The 17,770-nt window shown below is 42.0% G+C and carries 13 protein-coding genes; 2 read left to right on the plus strand and 11 right to left on the minus strand.

Annotated elements, in window-relative coordinates; genetic code table 11:
• Positions 1-7: 7 nt before the first annotated feature.
• The 3 genes from glpK to LM917_RS11110 all read right to left on the minus strand — a co-directional run bounded on the left by glpK (position 8) and on the right by LM917_RS11110 (position 4,069).
• Positions 8-1,501 carry a glycerol kinase GlpK gene (gene glpK, locus LM917_RS11100; RefSeq protein ID WP_232697575.1) on the minus strand — a complete coding sequence of 498 codons (1,494 nt, stop codon included), beginning with the start codon at positions 1,499-1,501 and terminating at the stop codon, positions 8-10.
• 127 nt (positions 1,502-1,628) lie between these two features.
• A complete protein-coding gene (gene asd / locus LM917_RS11105; protein WP_232697576.1) occupies positions 1,629-2,477 on the minus strand; it encodes an archaetidylserine decarboxylase in 849 nt (282 codons plus the stop codon).
• An 89-nt stretch (positions 2,478-2,566) separates the two neighbouring features.
• The gene (locus LM917_RS11110) at positions 2,567-4,069 is read right to left on the minus strand and encodes a methyl-accepting chemotaxis protein (RefSeq protein ID WP_444876691.1); all 1,503 of its coding nucleotides are present in this window, start codon (positions 4,067-4,069) and stop codon (positions 2,567-2,569) included.
• 345 nt (positions 4,070-4,414) lie between these two features.
• Between LM917_RS11110 and LM917_RS24630 the strand changes: the two genes are divergently transcribed.
• Positions 4,415-5,671: a tetratricopeptide repeat protein gene (locus LM917_RS24630; RefSeq protein WP_232697577.1), complete on the plus strand. Its 1,257-nt coding sequence runs from the start codon at positions 4,415-4,417 to the stop codon at positions 5,669-5,671.
• 139 nt (positions 5,672-5,810) lie between these two features.
• On the plus strand, positions 5,811-6,296 hold the full coding sequence (locus LM917_RS11120) for a peptide ABC transporter substrate-binding protein (protein ID WP_232697578.1): 486 nt from the start codon (positions 5,811-5,813) through the stop codon (positions 6,294-6,296).
• Between the two features lie 411 nt (positions 6,297-6,707).
• On the opposite strand, the gene pruA is transcribed toward LM917_RS11120, so the two are convergent.
• From pruA to LM917_RS11160, 8 genes are all read right to left on the minus strand, one after another.
• The gene (gene pruA, locus LM917_RS11125; RefSeq protein ID WP_232697579.1) at positions 6,708-8,255 is read right to left on the minus strand and encodes an L-glutamate gamma-semialdehyde dehydrogenase; all 1,548 of its coding nucleotides are present in this window, start codon (positions 8,253-8,255) and stop codon (positions 6,708-6,710) included.
• Between the two features lie 507 nt (positions 8,256-8,762).
• The gene (locus tag LM917_RS11130; RefSeq protein WP_232697580.1) at positions 8,763-9,839 is read right to left on the minus strand and encodes a CamS family sex pheromone protein; all 1,077 of its coding nucleotides are present in this window, start codon (positions 9,837-9,839) and stop codon (positions 8,763-8,765) included.
• A gap of 20 nt (positions 9,840-9,859) precedes the next feature.
• Entirely contained in the window at positions 9,860-10,798 is a 939-nt protein-coding gene (locus LM917_RS11135) for a WD40/YVTN/BNR-like repeat-containing protein (protein WP_232697581.1), read from the minus strand.
• Between the two features lie 72 nt (positions 10,799-10,870).
• On the minus strand, positions 10,871-12,877 hold the full coding sequence (gene ligA / locus LM917_RS11140; protein WP_232697582.1) for an NAD-dependent DNA ligase LigA: 2,007 nt from the start codon (positions 12,875-12,877) through the stop codon (positions 10,871-10,873).
• 27 nt (positions 12,878-12,904) lie between these two features.
• A complete protein-coding gene (gene pcrA / locus LM917_RS11145) occupies positions 12,905-15,295 on the minus strand; it encodes a DNA helicase PcrA (RefSeq protein WP_232697583.1) in 2,391 nt (796 codons plus the stop codon).
• Between the two features lie 233 nt (positions 15,296-15,528).
• Positions 15,529-16,227 (minus strand): heptaprenylglyceryl phosphate synthase, encoded by a 699-nt coding sequence (gene pcrB / locus LM917_RS11150; RefSeq protein WP_232697584.1) that lies wholly within the window; start codon positions 16,225-16,227, stop codon positions 15,529-15,531.
• 14 nt (positions 16,228-16,241) lie between these two features.
• Positions 16,242-16,532: a YerC/YecD family TrpR-related protein gene (locus LM917_RS11155; protein WP_232697585.1), complete on the minus strand. Its 291-nt coding sequence runs from the start codon at positions 16,530-16,532 to the stop codon at positions 16,242-16,244.
• A 124-nt stretch (positions 16,533-16,656) separates the two neighbouring features.
• Entirely contained in the window at positions 16,657-17,691 is a 1,035-nt protein-coding gene (locus LM917_RS11160) for a DUF3048 domain-containing protein (RefSeq protein ID WP_232697586.1), read from the minus strand.
• Between the last annotated feature and the right edge of the window lie 79 nt (positions 17,692-17,770).

Here is a 17,770-nt window from a genome sequence, read left to right on the forward strand (position 1 = left end):
CACTCCATCATTGATGTAGATTCATTTGGTACGCAACTGCGTGCTTCCACGCAGCGTATTTTTCCTCACGTACTGCCCACTCCATGTTCGGATAAAAAATTCGATCCTTTTCCCAGAACGAAGCAATCTCGTCCGTGTCACGCCAGAATCCTACGGCTAAACCTGCTAAAAAAGCGGCTCCCAATGCTGTAGTTTCCTGATTGACAGGACGTATCACACTTACATCAAGTATATCTGATTGAAATTGCATCAGCAAATTGTTACGGGAGGCGCCTCCGTCCACTCGTAACTCCTTAATAGTGATACCCGCCTCTTCGACCATACACTCCAGTACATCCTTGCTCTGAAAAGCAATCGCCTCCAGTGCAGCTCGAGCCAGATGCGCTTTGGTAGTTCCTCTGGTCAATCCACAAATCATTCCTCGTGCCTCTACGTTCCAATACGGTGCGCCTAATCCGGTGAATGCCGGTACAAAATGAACGCCTTCCGTATCCTCCACACTATTTGCCAACTCTTCTATTTCACTCGCATTTTTAATAATTCCGACTCCATCTCGCAACCATTGCACAGCCGCCCCAGCAATAAAAACACTGCCTTCCAAGGCGTATTCCACCTTGTCTCCTATCTTCCACGCAATGGTAGTTAATAATCCCTTATCCGATGTAATCGCTTTCTCTCCTGTATGAAGCAATAAAAAGCAACCTGTCCCGTAAGTGTTTTTTGCCATACCCTTTTCCAGACAGTTTTGTCCAAAGAGTGCGGCTTGCTGATCTCCCGCCACTCCTGCAATCGGAATTGTATATGCTTTTTCGTCGCTACCATAATTGGTATACCCATATATTTCGCTGGAGCTACGCACATCAGGTAGCATTTGGCGTGGAATGCCCATCAGAGTAAGCAACTGTTCATCCCACTTCTGTTCATAGATGTTATACAAAAGGGTACGCGATGCATTGCTTGGGTCTGTTACATGAACCCCTCCCTCTGTTAGCTTCCAGATTAACCAGCTATCAATTGTACCGAAAAGGATGGTTCCTTCCTCAGCCTGTTTGCGAATCTCGGGATATTGATCCAGTATCCATTTTATTTTTGTTCCTGAAAAATACGGGTCCAGTACAAGCCCTGTCTTTGCCTTGATCATTTGTTCTGTCTTCCCGTCTTTCCACTCTTCACACAGCTCGCTTGTTCTTCTGCATTGCCATACGATAGCAGGATGGACGGGCTCACCCGTATTTTTGTCCCATAATACAGTCGTTTCACGCTGGTTGGTTATGCCAATCGCTGCAATGCTTTCTGGCTGAACATGACCTATCGCCTCTTGCATGACGGCCAGTTGTGTTTTCCAGATTTCATTCGCATCATGTTCAACCCAGCCTGGTTTCGGATAAAATTGTTGAAACTCACGCTGAGCAATCTGTACTACTTTCCCCTTATGATCAAACAAGATGGCTCGGCAACTTGTTGTTCCCTGATCAAGGGCCACTATATATTGTTTTCCCATCTCAACACCGTCCCTTTTTCCATCTCTTCTGCTCTTTTCATTATGTACAACATATTCGTCCGCAAAAGGAAAACCCCTTCGCCGATATTTTCAGAATACGGCAAAGAGGTCCTATCTTAATTTTTCATTATTCATTGTTAATTGTCGTTCCAATCCTTTGCCCCATACGTAACGTACTTCCAATCTGAAGCTCAGGTACCCACGTGACTTCTTTTTCAAACAAGAGGATAACAGTAGAACCAAATTCGAACCAGCCTATCTCAGCGCCTTTTTCATACACAGGCGGTTGGCTGATATCTTCGCTGATTAGTTTTCCCCGCTTAACGTTGGTTGTTGTAGTATTATAGTTTACTTTGACACTACCTACGAATAATGCTCCTACCTTAACGACTGCTACATCTCCGCATATCTCGTTATCAACATACGTAATGAGGCGTTCATTGCGGGCAAATAAGCTGTCAACATTCTCCACGCCCATCGAATTAACTGGGTAAAGCTTTCCTGGAGAATAAGAGTATCTGTATAACGTACCCGCTACAGGCATATGAATCCGATGATAATCGCGAGGGCTTAAATAGATAGTGATAAAGGAACCACCAAAATACTTTTCTGCCATCTGCTGATCATCTGCAAGAAGCTCGCTAACCGTATATGTTTTTCCTTTTGCCTGAATTAACGTACCCTGTTGGATTTTTCCTAATTGGGAGACTGTACCGTCAACCGGACTAACGATGGCTTCTTGTGCTTGATCAACGGGTCTTTTTCCCGGTTTGAGGCGGCGCGTAAAAAACTCCTTAAGTGAACCATACTCTTTCACCGGTTTTTCAATTTCCGATACATCAATTTTATAATGCTTGATATACGTTTCAATGGCTAATCGACTAATACGGGAACTAGTAACTTTGCCCATCTGCCGTGACATTACGTTTTGCGGCATCTTACTGATCAGTCCATGAAGCACTCGTTTACTCCTCATACAACCTCTCCTACTCTTGGTATACATTGCCTACTTTATCATGACAAATAGTTCTCGGCAAATGAGATAGAGAGTTTTATTTCCTTAATTTACCGTAAGGATTGGCGTAAAGATTGCGAAAGCTCATTCAATTGATGAATTTCGACCGCAATGCCACTTACTTTCTCTCGCTGGGTCTCAGCTGCGGCAAACAATTCTTCTAGGCTTGCTACAGACTCTTCCGTAATAGAAGTAATATTGGTTACTTCATCCGTTACCTCACTGGAACGGTTCTTAACTTGATCCATGCTCATCTGAACTGCTTCCACTGCATTCATCAGAACATTCATGCCAGTCCGAACCGTTTCCATGGATGTAACCGTCTTATTTGCCAGTTCTTGACCTGTATTAACAGAGACTTCCCCTTCTTTCATGTGAAGAACTGCCGTTTGTGTTTCCTGATGCAGACCATCAAGAATCTTGGCAATCTCCTGGGTTGCTTCTGCACTCTGCTCCGCCAGTTTACGCACTTCGTCTGCTACAACACCGAAACCTCGACCGTGTTCACCAGCCCGTGCTGATTCAATCGCTGCATTTAGAGCTAGTAAATTTGTTTGTGTAGCAATTTGGTTGATCGTACCTACAATAGCTTCTACCTGTCCGGTTTGTTGATTAAGTCGGTGAATGGTTGTTGAAGCCAGCTTAACGGTATCTACAATATGATTCATCTGATTTGTTAGCTCGTCCATCATTACAATGCCTGTTGTCAGACGCTTGTTATTTTGAAGCGCCTCTTCCTTCATGTCATTCGCTTGGGAGTTTACTTTTTTAATTTCATGGTTGATAGATTGCATATCTTCTTCAACTTTAACCGTTGATTGGGCTTGCTGTTCCATTCCAGTTGCTACTTCTTTAAATGCAAGCATCATTTCATCGGTATTTTGCTTGGTTACATCTGCATTATTCGTAACTTGTGTAGAGGTAGTATCAAGCGTATCAATCATGGAGGAGACATGCTGTAAAAGCTCCGTGATTTTCGCTTCCTTTTTTTCTGACTCAATCCTTGCTTCCTCTGCGTGTTGTAGCGATGCTTTTCCTGAAAGACAGAGATAGATAGCCACAATTGTTGTCATGATAACACCCAACAATTCAAAACCCACGTTTACTAACGTATGACTTCCTTCAAACACGTAGAAAAAGCTAGTCACATATCCAGCAACAATGCTTGCAATAAGTAAAGCGCTTGCAAAAATCACTAATTTATAATCTAAATATGCTGATAATAGAGCCAAGACAACAATAGGCAGGATCGCCATTTCAGGATGAGGTATAAAGTAGTTGAATGAGAGAGAGTAATAGACTAAGCCAAGGGCTACCAGATAACGAAGCCACTTATTCTTCTTGCTCATAAAATAAAGAGGCGAAACAATTAATGTTGCGATAAGTCCTACGGAAGTAAGTTGCCAGAGAGATATTCCCTCATACCACGCAAAAGCTATGGACAACCACAAATGATTCCATAAAATAAAAATCATGAAGCCTTCTTTGTTCGTAAGAGTTTGACGTACTAATTCATAAGCTTGAGTGAATGACTTCCCCAAAAATTGTTGCACGAGTCCCTCTCCTTTCTGAACTTACGCATTTTTCATTTTAATTAAAATGAATATTTTCACCCACATCCATTATTGAAAAACAGGAATAAAGTCACAAAATATTTCCCCTTCCTTTCTTTTATCGTACAATTGCAGGAGTTTTTTCATAGGACTATTCAAAATATTTTAAAATGCTTCTCATTGTCCTTTATTTTGTAACATCTTTATTATAAAAAAACAATAAATATAACGGTTCGAAATACTTGTAAATAAAAAATGTGGCTAAGTTGTGTACAAAAATGTAAAAATAGTGAAAAATGATTGTATAATGATAGAAAAAGAAAATAAAAGAAAAAGGTGAAGTACGTGAGCAACCAAATCGGAAAGGGTATTCGGGAATATCGAAAGAAGCTGAATATGACACAAGGTGAACTGGCTGAAGGTATATGTAATCGTAGTTATATTAGCCAGATTGAAAAAGGCGATGTTATTCCTTCTCCAGAGATCCTGGAAGAATTGGCGCAAAAACTAAAGGCCGACCTTAACCAACTCTTTATCCCATCAGTGAGGCCAGCTTTTACTAAAATAGAAATAGAGAATAACTTTCGTCACTTAGTAGCTAGTATTGATACACAGGAATGGGATCTAGCCAATAAATGGTTTGTCAAATTAGAAGGCGCTGAAATGTCTCAAGAGCAAACTTGTATCTATCTATGGGCAAAAGCTATTTTGTCTGAAAATAAAAATCATTTTGATATTGCTGAGTCACTTTTTCTTAAAAGTATTGCAATTGCCCATGAGCTAGATAAATATGAGTGGCAGGTACGCCTTTTGACTTCGCTCGGATTTCATTATTGCAAAGCAAAAAAGGCGGATCAGGCTCTCCCTCACTTACTGGAAGCCTTGCAACTAACCAATCGTTATCAAATTAACGGTCTGTTGCATATCACTCTCCTACACGCTGTGGGAACCATGCATATTAGTATGGGCGAGATTCACTCGGCAATTGAGCAGTTAAAGCAGGCTGAATATTTGTGCAAAAGCTTACGGGCTATCTATCGGATGGAGTCCATCTATCAACAACTAGGGGTTTGTCAGCAAATCCTGAAAAATTATCAGGCTTCCCATCACTATTATGAAAAGGCGTTGGAGATTGTCAAAATCCATCCCTCACCATCTCTTGAAGCAAATATTTATCACAATCTAGCTGTTATTTATACCGAGCAAAAGCAATATCAGCTTGCCCATGAGTATATTACTCGTGCACTCTCCTTACAGCCACATTTTGAAGGTAGCAAAATGATTGAATACAAGATTGAGCTCGCCAGCATATTGAAAGGTTTGCAACGCTATGGAGAAGCAAGTGAACTATGTCAGGAGCTTCTCGGACAATCCATGAATGAACATGCATATGCAGAAGCGAAACTGGTGTATGCTTCAATTCTATGCGAGATGGGAAAAGGTGCGGAGGCACTCTCTCATTTGGAAGAGGCGCTACATTATTTCAATGAATATAAATCACAGCGCTATCTGTTGAAGGGGTATGCTCTTCTTGCCAAGATCAATCTTAAATATGGGAAGATCGATTCGTTCTTCTATCTGTATGATCAATATATTTCATAACTAGTAAGTTTTCTTTCGTAGGCATTCAACCTGTTCTTTTTTGGTTGGATGCTTTGGTTTTTGATTCTTTTCTCTACTCTTCTCTCCCTTGAAACAGTTAGAAAATTATTTCGTCTGATGAAGTACAGGGGGAATGTCAATGAGAATAAAATATCTGCTTCTATGTATCTCAGCTTTATTTTGCCTCATGGTAACTACCGCATGTTCCACTACCACACCTACAACAGATATGGGCGAACTATATAGCCTTGCTTTAGATGCCTACATGCCTATTGATGAAGGCCTAAATGACGGAATTGAATATATCGCAATTGATATGAGCAATTTTGTTGACCTTGATCAGGGGGATAAAGAACAAATTCTAAAGCATTTTGAAAAATTTAATGTGGAAGTTATGGAAGCAACACTTGAACAGCTAAAAACGAAAGGATTATATGATCCAGAGACAGGTTCATTGGATGGTTTATTATTACGAGTTGAGAATACAGAAATACACGGGAATAAAATGATTGTGGACGGCTCTAAATATAGATCTGGTGACGGAGCTATTGGCTTAAAAGTCGTTGTAGTAAACAAAGAAGGTTCATGGCAGGTTGTCAATGCTGTCAGTACCTGGATCAGTTAATGATTGTAAAGGATGATCAAAGATATTTTGGTCATCCTTTTTTCACCCAATAATTTTAGGAAGTTAAGTAGTAGGCTTACTTTAGAGTTTCTATTGTCTAGTATTAGGGATGGAATAGAGTTATATTTTTGGGGTTTTGGTTTTGGTTTTTCCATACAACCATTAGCAGAAGAAGCATATTTTTTGGCAAAAACCTTTAAGGTCCAACCTAGCTACATAACAAAACGTGCGGAATAAAAAGTGCAACCCATAAAATACTGCGTAGCATCTCATCCTTCGTATTATTAGGTCAGCCACTGCTCCCTTGCGGGACCTTAACGAGTTTACAGCCAAAAAATATGCTTCTTCTGCATACCCACTATAAACAAAGCCCCCTGAGCTACTTACAGGGGGCAGTAAACAAAACCTAAATTACAGCAACTCTGAAACTAATTTAGCTTGTGTGAACAGTAGCAAATAATCTGGTCCACCTGCTTTTGAATCTGTACCAGACATATTAAATCCACCAAAAGGATGAACCCCTACCAATGCACCTGTACACTTACGATTAAAATACAAATTACCTACGTGGAACTCTTCACGCGCCTTTTCCAGGTGAGCGCGGTTACGGCTGAATACGGAACCAGTCAAACCATACTCGGTGTTGTTCGCAATCGTGAGCGCATGATCAAAATCGTCAGCTTTACAGAAGGCAACAACTGGACCAAAAATTTCTTCCTGCATCAGACGTGCATCTTCTTTTACATCAGCAAAAACGGTAGGCATGATGAAATATCCTTCTTCAGGACCTTTCACACCACCTGCAACCAATTTACCTTCTTCTTTTCCGATCTCAATATATTCCATTACTTTATTGTAAGCTTTCTCATCAATAACTGGTCCTGTATAGAACTCATTTTTCGCAATGTTACCCACAGTTAATTTCTTTGTTTGCTCCACTACTTTAGCAAGTACTTCATCATATACTTCCTGATGAACAATAGCACGGGAGCAAGCAGAGCATTTTTGTCCGGAGAATCCGAATGCTGAAGCTGTAATCGCAGAAGCTGCCAGATCAAGATCAGCATCCTTATCTACCACAATGGAATCCTTGCCACCCATTTCAGCAATGAGGCGCTTCATCCATTTTTGACCTTTGCGTGGTTTAGCAGCTAGTTCATTGATGCGAAGTCCTACATCGCGGGAACCTGTGAAAGAGATGAATCTAGTAAGCGGATGCTCAACCAGATAGTCTCCAATTTCTGCGCCACTTCCTGGTACGAAGTTAACAACCCCGGCAGGAACCCCGGCTTCTTCTAACATTTCCATGAACTTAGCAGCAATAACCGGCGTTGTAGAAGCTGGTTTTAACACAACTGTATTTCCTGCTACCAATGCTGCTGTCGTCATCCCTGCCATAATAGCAAGTGGGAAGTTCCACGGCGGAATTACAATTCCCACACCTAGAGGTACATACGTCAATTCATTATCCTCTGTTGGGATACGAGTTAAAGGCTGTCGTTGACCTAACTGATCCATCTGTCTGCCGTAATATTCCATAAAGTCAATTGCTTCGGCTGTATCTGCGTCTGCCTCAGCCCAGCTTTTACCTGATTCTTTTACTAACCATGCAGAGAATTCATGCTTGCTTCTGCGCATTAGAGCGGCAGCTTTGTATAAATAACGGGAACGAGCTTGCGGTGCGACATGCTTCCATGTTTCAAAGGTTTCAGCAGCGACCTGAATTGCCTTTTCCGCTAACTCTTGATCAGCTTGTGATACAATCCCGATACATTCATCTTTTTGAGACGGATTATATGATTTACTTTTTTTCTCAGTTGTAATATGCTCTCCACCAATGATTAGTGCGTATTCTTCCCCTAATTGACTTTCAACTTTATCCAGGGCTCTCTGGAAATCTTCTTTATTTTCTGGCACATTAAAATTTACGAATGGTTCATTTTTGAATTCTACTTGCACGTTATTCGCCTCCTCTATTTTTCACCTAACTTAATTTGCCTATACATACTTTTATGCAAGTTATGTACCAGAGAATCAAGGAAATAGAAAAATGGAGATAGTATCCTACTTCAGTGGTGAAAACCAGCTTCTCTTTTCACCCCTCGCTAAAATTCTTCGCCCCACTGGGGGTTGGACTGTCCGCTCCGCACTATTCATCGGGGAAGCTCAAAACGATGTATTCACTGTAAGTTGCTCTCGTTTCGCTTCTTATTCCCGATGAATAATGCTCCGCTGAGTTGGGCTTCACCAAGACGCTCCGTATGAAAAGAGAAGCTGGTTTTTTCATGCTTTTGGTTTTGTTTCTAGTTTGTTAACCACCTGAAGTCCTTGGCAGAAGAACCACTGCAGTAGTCATTAAAAAAACTTTTATACATTGAAAACCACAAAAAAACACAGGTTAAACAAATATGTTCAACCTGTGTTCAAAACACCTATGCAATTCTGTACACTGTACAACAACTACGATCAGTTGCGGTAAACGTGTATATAAGGCTTTCCACCGTCGGAAGGACGCACATAGATTGCTAGTGGACGCTGAATCGACTGAACATAAAAGTTAATATGAACCTTTTCCGAGAATTGATCTTCAAGCGCTTTTGCCATTAGTTGGGTAAACTGAATAACAGCGGTCCTGGAATCATACTCTGCGGTTGCTGTAATGGTCAGTTCCGTCAGTTCGCCATTATTAAAACGACCCGTACCTGTCATTCCAATATACTCTCCGAATACAGCTTGTGCTTGCTCAATAATCTTGTCAAATTGGAGCGATATCTGCGGGTCCTTCTTATACGCCTTATCGCTTGGGAACAGAAAAAATCCCTCACTTATCGGCTGCCACTTGGATACACTGCTCTCATTCGCATTCACTGTTCCCGTCATAATAAAGTTACCGGGGACCATAGTAGAGTTAGGCTCTGGAACCTGATACAGAGCTACTACAATTGGCACTTGAGGATTATCAGCTTTTACTTTAGCAACGATTTTCGCTGCTAACTGCTGACCCTTTGCGCGAAGCTCATCAACCGTCAAGCGTTTCTCACCAGATGCATCCTGTTGGACCGGTGATAACGAGAGACCTATAACCATACCGGCTAATGACTGGTCTTTTTTATGCAAATAATTATGTTCCAATACATTCACTAGTAACTTGTTCGTCTTATCCGGATTTAGCCCCTCCGGATTTTTCTTTTCCCACGCTAGCCAGTTTGTAACCTGTTCTCGTGAAATTCTCTGACCTTCCTGGAAAAGATAATCATCAGGAGAGAACGTTTCCTGGGCAATTTCCATCATACCGAATTCCAGATGACTGAAATCCATAATATATCTTCCAGAATTCAGCATACCACGCGTATTGTTTTGTAGATAAGGAATAGGCCCTCCGAAATAATTTTCATCAACATCTAGGATGGACGAAATTTCAGGAGCGACCGGGTTTCCCTTCTCCTTTTCACCACTCGGTAGCCATGAGCATGCTGACAAAAGCAACGAACAGGAAAGAACAACTGCGAGAAGCTGTCCCAGTTTCATTTTGTTAGGTATCATTTCTAACTCCTTACTTATTTCTACTCCCACTTCTTCCATGAATTCTTACTGTACACATAGATCTGAGCAGATTCTCCCATTGCAATCAGTGGATACTCTTTTGAACCATAGGAAATATGAATAAACTTTTCTGGTAGCTCATCTGAAAATACTTCCCATTCTCTTCCGTTTTTTTCTAGGATCGCAATATCTGTTGCAGCGTATAATTGATCATTCTCTTTATCGGAAGCAATGGAGTAAACATGGGAGTCTGTTCCAACCGGAATGCTCTGCCATTCTACATCATCTTGTTTAGCCATTAGAAGCTCATCCTGTGTAAGTACATATAAAGACATGTCCTCAAGTGAGTAGTCCATATCATAGCCTTCTGTTGCTGGTAAAGGAAGCTCCATTGTCCAGTTGAGACCACCATCTTCAGACATGTAGACACCTTCTTTATTCACCAGTCCATACAGAAGGGTTTTCCCCTTGATCTCGGCACCTATTAGAGACTGCATCTCAAAGCCTTTGGATAAACCATTCGTAATATCACTCCAGGTTTTCCCTCCATCTCTTGATACCTTGCAAAGGCCTAAACCTCCTGCATAGATAGTATCAGTACTCTTCGGGTCAAACCAGAGTGTTTTTACAATGCTATTTTCCAGATCTGGAGAAACAACTCCCCACAACCCCTGGTTGGCAGAGGCAAATACTCCTGCGTGAGTTGAGAGCCACATATGTTGATTGCCAGGTGTTAGGGCAATGGCATTAACATTGCCCCCTTTTTCCAGCACATCCTGATAAGTTAATTCTCCCGTAATCTGTGCCAGTTTTACCTCTTGTTTGCCCTTCTGTTGTTGTTCTTTTTGATTAGTGGCAGCCTCTATTGACTCTTGTTTTGTAGGGCTAGTGCTGCAACTGCTTACTAAGAGTAATACTCCCACTGTTAAGCCTATTTTTGTAAGCGTGAAGATCTTCATTCTTTTCACACCTCATTTACTTGCTACCAAGGTAACAGATTTGGCACCATCCAATCTGCTTTTACCTCTCTACTAAGATAATAACGCGATAAACGCCTCTTCATCCAGTATAGTTATTCCTAATTTTTCAGCCTTTTCCAGCTTTGACCCAGCTTTTTCACCAGCTATGACCAAATCTGTCTTCTTACTTACACTTCCTGTTATCTTTCCGCCAAGGAGGGCAATTTTTTCTTCAGCTTCCTGACGAGACATTTTGGAAAGAGTACCTGTGAGTACAACGGTCTTACCTGAAAATGGCAGATCATCACCAGCCTGCACACGCATTCCTTTATACTCCATCGTTACGCCTGCAGCTTTCAACTTATCAATCAATTCATGCACTTGTGGCATTGAGAAGTAGGTACGAATGCTTTCAGCCATTTTAGGTCCAATCTCATCGATTGTAACCAATTCTTCTGTGGTAGCCTGCATAATTTGATCCATGCTTCCAAAATGTTCAGCGAGCACCTTCGCAGCTTTTGCTCCAACCAGACGGATACCCAGACCAAACAGTAAGCGCTCTACGGAATTAGCCTTGCTTGCCTCAATGGCTTGCAACAGGTTATCCACTGACTTTTGTCCCATACGTTCCATCTGAAGCAACTGATCCTGTTTGTCATGCAGATAATAAAGGTCAGCAACGCTTGTAATCAGTCCGTTAGCAAACAGTTGTGCTACCACTTTCTCTCCCAATCCGTCAATATTCATCGCCTGACGGGACACAAAATGCGACATTCCTTCGCGGATGACAGCCGGACATTCTGGATTAATACAACGAAGCGCCACTTCATCTGGAAGGCGAACCAGTTCACTGCCGCATTCAGGACAATGCGTAGGCATTTGGAACGGGCGCTCTTCGCCTGTACGACGCTCTTTTAATACACCTACGATTTCTGGGATAATATCTCCCGCTTTTCTTACAATAACATGATCTCCTAGCATAAGTCCTTTTTGCGTAATGATATCTTCATTGTGAAGGGATGCCCGTTTCACTTCTGTTCCAGCCAGAATGACTGGCTTTAAAATAGCTGTCGGCGTAACAACCCCTGTTCGTCCCAAGGAAACTTCGATATCAGTAAGAACCGTAATCCCTTCTTCAGCAGGGAATTTATATGCGATCGCCCAGCGTGGACTTTTTGCGGTAAAACCTAGTTCCTGTTGATGGGCATAACTATCTACCTTAATGACAATTCCATCGATTTCATATTTCAGCTCTGGTCGTTTTGTCGTCCAGTTGTTTACAAATGAAATCACGTCATCAATGCTGTCAAAAGCACGACGCTCCTCGTTCACACAGAAACCGAGCTCCTCCAAATATGTTAAGCCTTCACTATGTGAGTCGATTCGCTTGCCTTCTATTTCACCTATTCCATAGATAAAGGTAGAAAGTTTGCGAGAAGCAGCAATTTTAGGATCGAGCTGACGTAAGGAACCTGCTGCCGAGTTACGAGGGTTCGCAAATAATGCTTCCTCTTTTTCTGCCCGCTCTTTATTTAGCTGTTCAAATGCTGTTTTTCCCATGTAAGCTTCTCCGCGTACTTCCAACGTAAGAGGTTCCTTCAAGCGTAATGGAACGGACCTTATTGTCCGCAGGTTTTGTGTAATATCCTCACCTGTCGTTCCATCTCCTCGTGTAGCTCCCGTTATGAAATAGCCATTTTCGTAGCGTAAAGAAACAGCTAATCCATCAATTTTTAACTCACATACATATTTGACAGGTTGGTTCCCTAGCCCTTGGCGTACTCTACGATCAAAATCACGTAGATCACTTTCGTTAAAAGCATTTCCGAGACTTAACATCGGTGTTTTGTGTTCAACTTTTTCAAATGCAGAGAGTGGTGTACTGCCCACTCGTTGCGTAGGGGAATCAGGTGCAACCAGGTCTGGAAAATGGTCCTCTAGATCTTGAAGTTCCCGCATCAATTGGTCATATTCCTGATCCGTAATCTGAGGATTATCTTCTAGATGATAATGACGATTATGCTCCTCGATCAGTTTCGATAATTCAATAATTTTTTGTTCAGCCGTCAATCGATCCACGGTATCCTTCATCCTTTCTACCATAACCTACGCCTTTTCAATTGGTGCAAATTTTGCCAACAGCTTCTTAATCCCGACCGGGCTGGCAAAAGCAATGTCTAATTCTGTATTGTCTCCTGCACCTTTTACGCTTACTACCATGCCTGTACCCCATTTTCCATGCTTAGCCTTGTCGCCTACTTTCCAATCTGCACTGGCAGAAGCACCATGAGTTGGCAATTTACCAGACTGATTCAAAGAGCGGAATGCACTTGGTTGCATAGATACTGTGGACTCCGTAGGTTTCGGAGACCTTGTAAAGGCACCACCAGATTTATTGGATGCACCGAAGCTACGTCCACCACCTTGTCCAAAGGCACTCTCGGCACCACCACGCGATGCACCAAAACTGCTTCTGCCAGAACCAAATCTACTTGATTCATTGGTGCTACCCCAACCGTTAGAAGATGTGTTCTCTCCTGCATCCCCCTCCAACAATTCCGCTGGAACTTCCGAAAAAAAGCGTGAAGCCATATTCATGTTGGTACGACCAAACAAGGTACGCATGCGAGCACGTGTCAGATACAGCTTCTCTTCCGCACGTGTAATCCCTACATAGGCTAGGCGACGCTCTTCTTCCATTTCTGTATCATCGTATATGGACCTGCTATGTGGAAACACGCCTTCTTCCATACCCACAAGGAAAACTACAGGGAACTCCAGACCCTTGGCACTATGCAAAGTCATCAATACAACTTGCCCTTCATCTGGAACCTGCTCCTGCTCTCCGTCGTTACCAAGCGAGTCAATGTCAGCCACCAACGCAAGGTCGGTTAGGAAAGCAAGCAATGTTTTATCCTCACTCTTTTTCTCGAACTCTTGGGTTACGGAAAGAAACTCCTCGATGTTCTCCAGTCTTGCTGCTGCCTCCAAGGATTTGTCCTCTTTTAAGGATTCTCTGTAACCCGAACGCTTCAAGATTTCCTCTACCAATTCAGTAACACTGAGATAATCAACCATCTGAATGATATTATTCATCATCTCAGCAAACGCCATAATGGCATTGGTGGCACGTGCCGGTAATCCCATATACGCAACATCCTGTACAGCTTTATATAGGGAAATACCATGTCCATTCGCGTATGCTTGCATTTTCTCGACAGTAGCGTCACCGATATTACGTTTAGGTACATTAATAATTCGGGCTAAGCTGATATCGTCATCCGGGTTAGAAATAAGACGTAGGTAGGCAAGGACGTCCTTAATCTCTTTGCGATCGTAGAACTTCGTCCCCCCGACGATGGTATATGGAATGGTCGATTTGACCAACACATCCTCCATTACACGGGACTGTGCATTCGTCCGGTAAAGGATGGCAAATTTATCGTAGCTTTTATATGTTTTCAGTTGTTCTCTGATTGTATCCACAACAAAATAAGCTTCATCATGCTCGGAATCTGCCTGGAAACAGTAAATCTTCTCGCCCTCATTTTTATTGGTCCACAGATTTTTTTCCTTACGATTCCGATTGTTTTTAATGACATGGTTAGCCGCATCTAAAATCGTTTTGGTAGAGCGATAGTTTTGCTCCAGTTTAATCAACTTGGCATTGGGATATTCCTTTTCAAAGTTAAGAATGATGGAAATATCAGCACCACGCCATTTATAGATACTCTGGTCAGCATCCCCCACACAGCAAATATTCTTATGTCGATCTGCCAGCATGCTGATTAACATGTACTGAGCTCTGTTGGTATCCTGATACTCATCCACGTGGATATATTGGAATTTGCGCTGATAAAACTCAAGTACTTCCGGGACCTCTTTAAACAGACGAATGGTAGTCATGATCAGATCGTCAAAATCCAAAGAGTGATTCCCCTTCAGTTTCTTCTGGTACAATTCGTACATTTGCGCTACAACACTTTGAAATGGATCGCCTGCTTGTTCTCTGTAACGCTTTGGATCGATCAGTTCATTTTTCGCCCCACTGATCGCGCTCAGGATTGAGCGAGGTTCAAATTTTTTCACATCTATATTACATTCCTTCATGCATTGCTTCACTACACTAAGCTGGTCACCTGCATCCAGAATGGTAAAGTTACGGTTAATGTTAATGCGATCACTATCTCTTCTTAGGATACGAACACACAAGGAGTGAAAAGTTGATATCCAGATATCGTCCGCTCCTGCATCCTTTCCCACCAATCTCCCTACACGAGACTTCATTTCACGGGCAGCCTTGTTGGTAAAAGTAATCGCCAGAATACTCCAAGGAAACACCTGCTTGTACCCCACCAAATAAGCGATGCGCTGCGTAAGCACACGTGTTTTACCACTACCTGCCCCTGCGAGAATAAGTACAGGCCCTTCCGTCGTTTCCGCTGCCTGTTTCTGTTCAGGGTTTAGTCCCGCAAAGAATTTATCCTGAGTTGACATTACATAAGCCACCTTTCCACTTGCTTTCGTACTCCTGTTGGATTCTTTCCTTTTTCTATCGATCAAAGGAAAGCATATGTTCCTATTTTGGCATATCTTAGCGGATGATGCCACTAACTCTTTTTAGAAAAAATGTCCTGCTTGCCTCTCCCTTTTACCAAGCATGAGAGCAATAAAACTCCTTGGCAGTCTGCACAAGGAGTTTATACATGTTTTTGTCCAATAGACATTCGTCATTTTTTATTCGTATTCTTCACAGCTTCTACCGTAGAAAGTGCAGCATTACTATCATCATAGATAATATTACCTACAACAACTGTATCAGCAATTTCAGCCATTTCTTTTGCCTGAGATGGACTGGTTATTCCACCACCATAGAAAAGGTGAGCTCCATCCATGGCACGCATACAAGCGCGAACGATTTCTGGTTCACCAAACGAACCACTATATTCCACATAAAAGATAGGGAGACGACACAGCTTGGTAGCCGTATGTGCATATGCACGAGCTTCCTCAGGAGAAGTGATCTGTTTAGCCTGAGTAACTTCAGCAACCGACGAATCGGGATTGCACACCAGATAACCTTCCGCTACGATCTCTTCCCAAGGGATATAACTACCAAAAGATTGAATCGCAGCTACATGCGGAGCAAAGATTACATTGGGATTGCCTGCATTCAACACAATAGGGACAAAATAGCTGTCAAAACCGGGTACAATCGCCTGTAGATTTGAAACTTCCAAAACGCATGGTACCGCATATCTTCTAACCCTCGACATTAGTTCCAAGGTATTATCGTATGTAACCCCGAGCGTTCCACCTACAATGATGGCATCCGTGCCAGATTCACAAATACGCTCTAGTTGTTCTTCCTCTATCGGTTTATCCGGGTCCAGTTTGAAAGTATGTCTCCAGTTGCTAAAATCAATCACAATGATACCTCCACTTATTTTCCAATCCGATCAAGCGCCAGTGTATAACCGTCATTTCCATAGTTAAGGCAACGCTTCACTCTGGAAATAGTAGCTGTACTTGCTCCAGTTTCTGACTCGATGTGGTTATAGGTATACCCTTTACGAAGCATACGTGCTACTTCCAAGCGCTGAGCCAGTGACTGCATTTCATTTACCGTGCATAGATCGTCAAAAAATTTATAGCATTCTTCTATGTCTTGTAAGGATAAAATTGCTTCAAATAACTGCTCGATCCCTTTACCTTTTAATTTTTCCAATTGCATATAAGATCACCCCGCGATCATTATGAGACCTTTTTTCCTCTGTAAAGTTTTTAAGTGTTAAAGTCCTCTATTTATGATAGTGCATTATATGTATACGCGCAACACAAAAAGCTTGTTGTAGCACCTATTGAAATTTCAAATGAGCATCAAAACTAGGCGAATTAGGGACTATATTAATCCAGGTATTACCTGGTAATAATGGGATTTCCTGCGTTAAAGCAATATCTTCATACGCACGAATTATTCCATTTATACGAGCCCATTTGATTGGTTTAGCTTTCCCCTGTTGGAACAAATATCCGTCTCCAGGTCCTGTAACGTCTACATCTCTTCTTCCCTCGGCATCCAAAACCTGATGCTTGGTAGCAATAACCATCAAATTGGTTACTTCCAATTGCTTATCTGTCTCCAGATCGTTATGAGGCTTTCCTTCTGTAAAGCGGAGATATTTCTTTTTATCTGGGTCATACTCATAGTGCAAAGAGTACAACTTATGCAATTCTATATTTACTAAATCTGCTGGCTGTCCTTCTGTTATCACTGTGTCCTCAGCCAAAAACGGAAAATAGGGAAGTTCTGATTTCATTCGCATTTGCTTGTCCTGCATTGCCGTATTCATATTTTCCATGCTTGTATATACGTTATGTGGCGCTTTTCTCGACTTATCTCTCCAGAAATAAGAACTGTTGCTGATCTCATTAATATCATCATCAGCTCCAGCTAAAATTTGAAGGGCATCAGGACTACCCCCAACATGGGAGAGCACAGCATCAAATCCTCTGCCAAGTTTAATAAAATAGGGACGGATACTACGGACTGGACCAATTTTATTAGGTTGATTGGATTGAAAAACAGCTAAAAATCTGGTGATCTCTCCCTCAGACAAGACCTCAATAACCATATCGGCGTCTTGAAGTCCTGATTGTGGTCTAGCTTTTGGATGATTATTAATCATCGCCATTACGGGACGATTCGTAAGTTGTTCACTCATCGGTAAGCCTGTAAGTGGTGCTTTAAAGGCAGCAGGTTTTTCTTGAGCAGGTTCTGTTATGGGCGGATTAGGATTTGATGGTTGTTGTGGCTCGGAATTAGAATTACATGCGGTCAAAATACTGGCAGTGGCTAGGATAGTTAGTACGGTGGTCCACATTTTTTTCATAGGTGTACCCCTTTCTTTTCAGTACCCTTCTTTTTCTACCAGTCTCCTTCCGTTTCCTGCCACAACTTTCCCACATTCC

Origin of the sequence: Brevibacillus daliensis, assembly GCF_021245735.1 — a bacterium.
Taxonomy (GTDB): Bacteria; Bacillota; Bacilli; order Brevibacillales; family Brevibacillaceae; genus Brevibacillus_B; species Brevibacillus_B daliensis.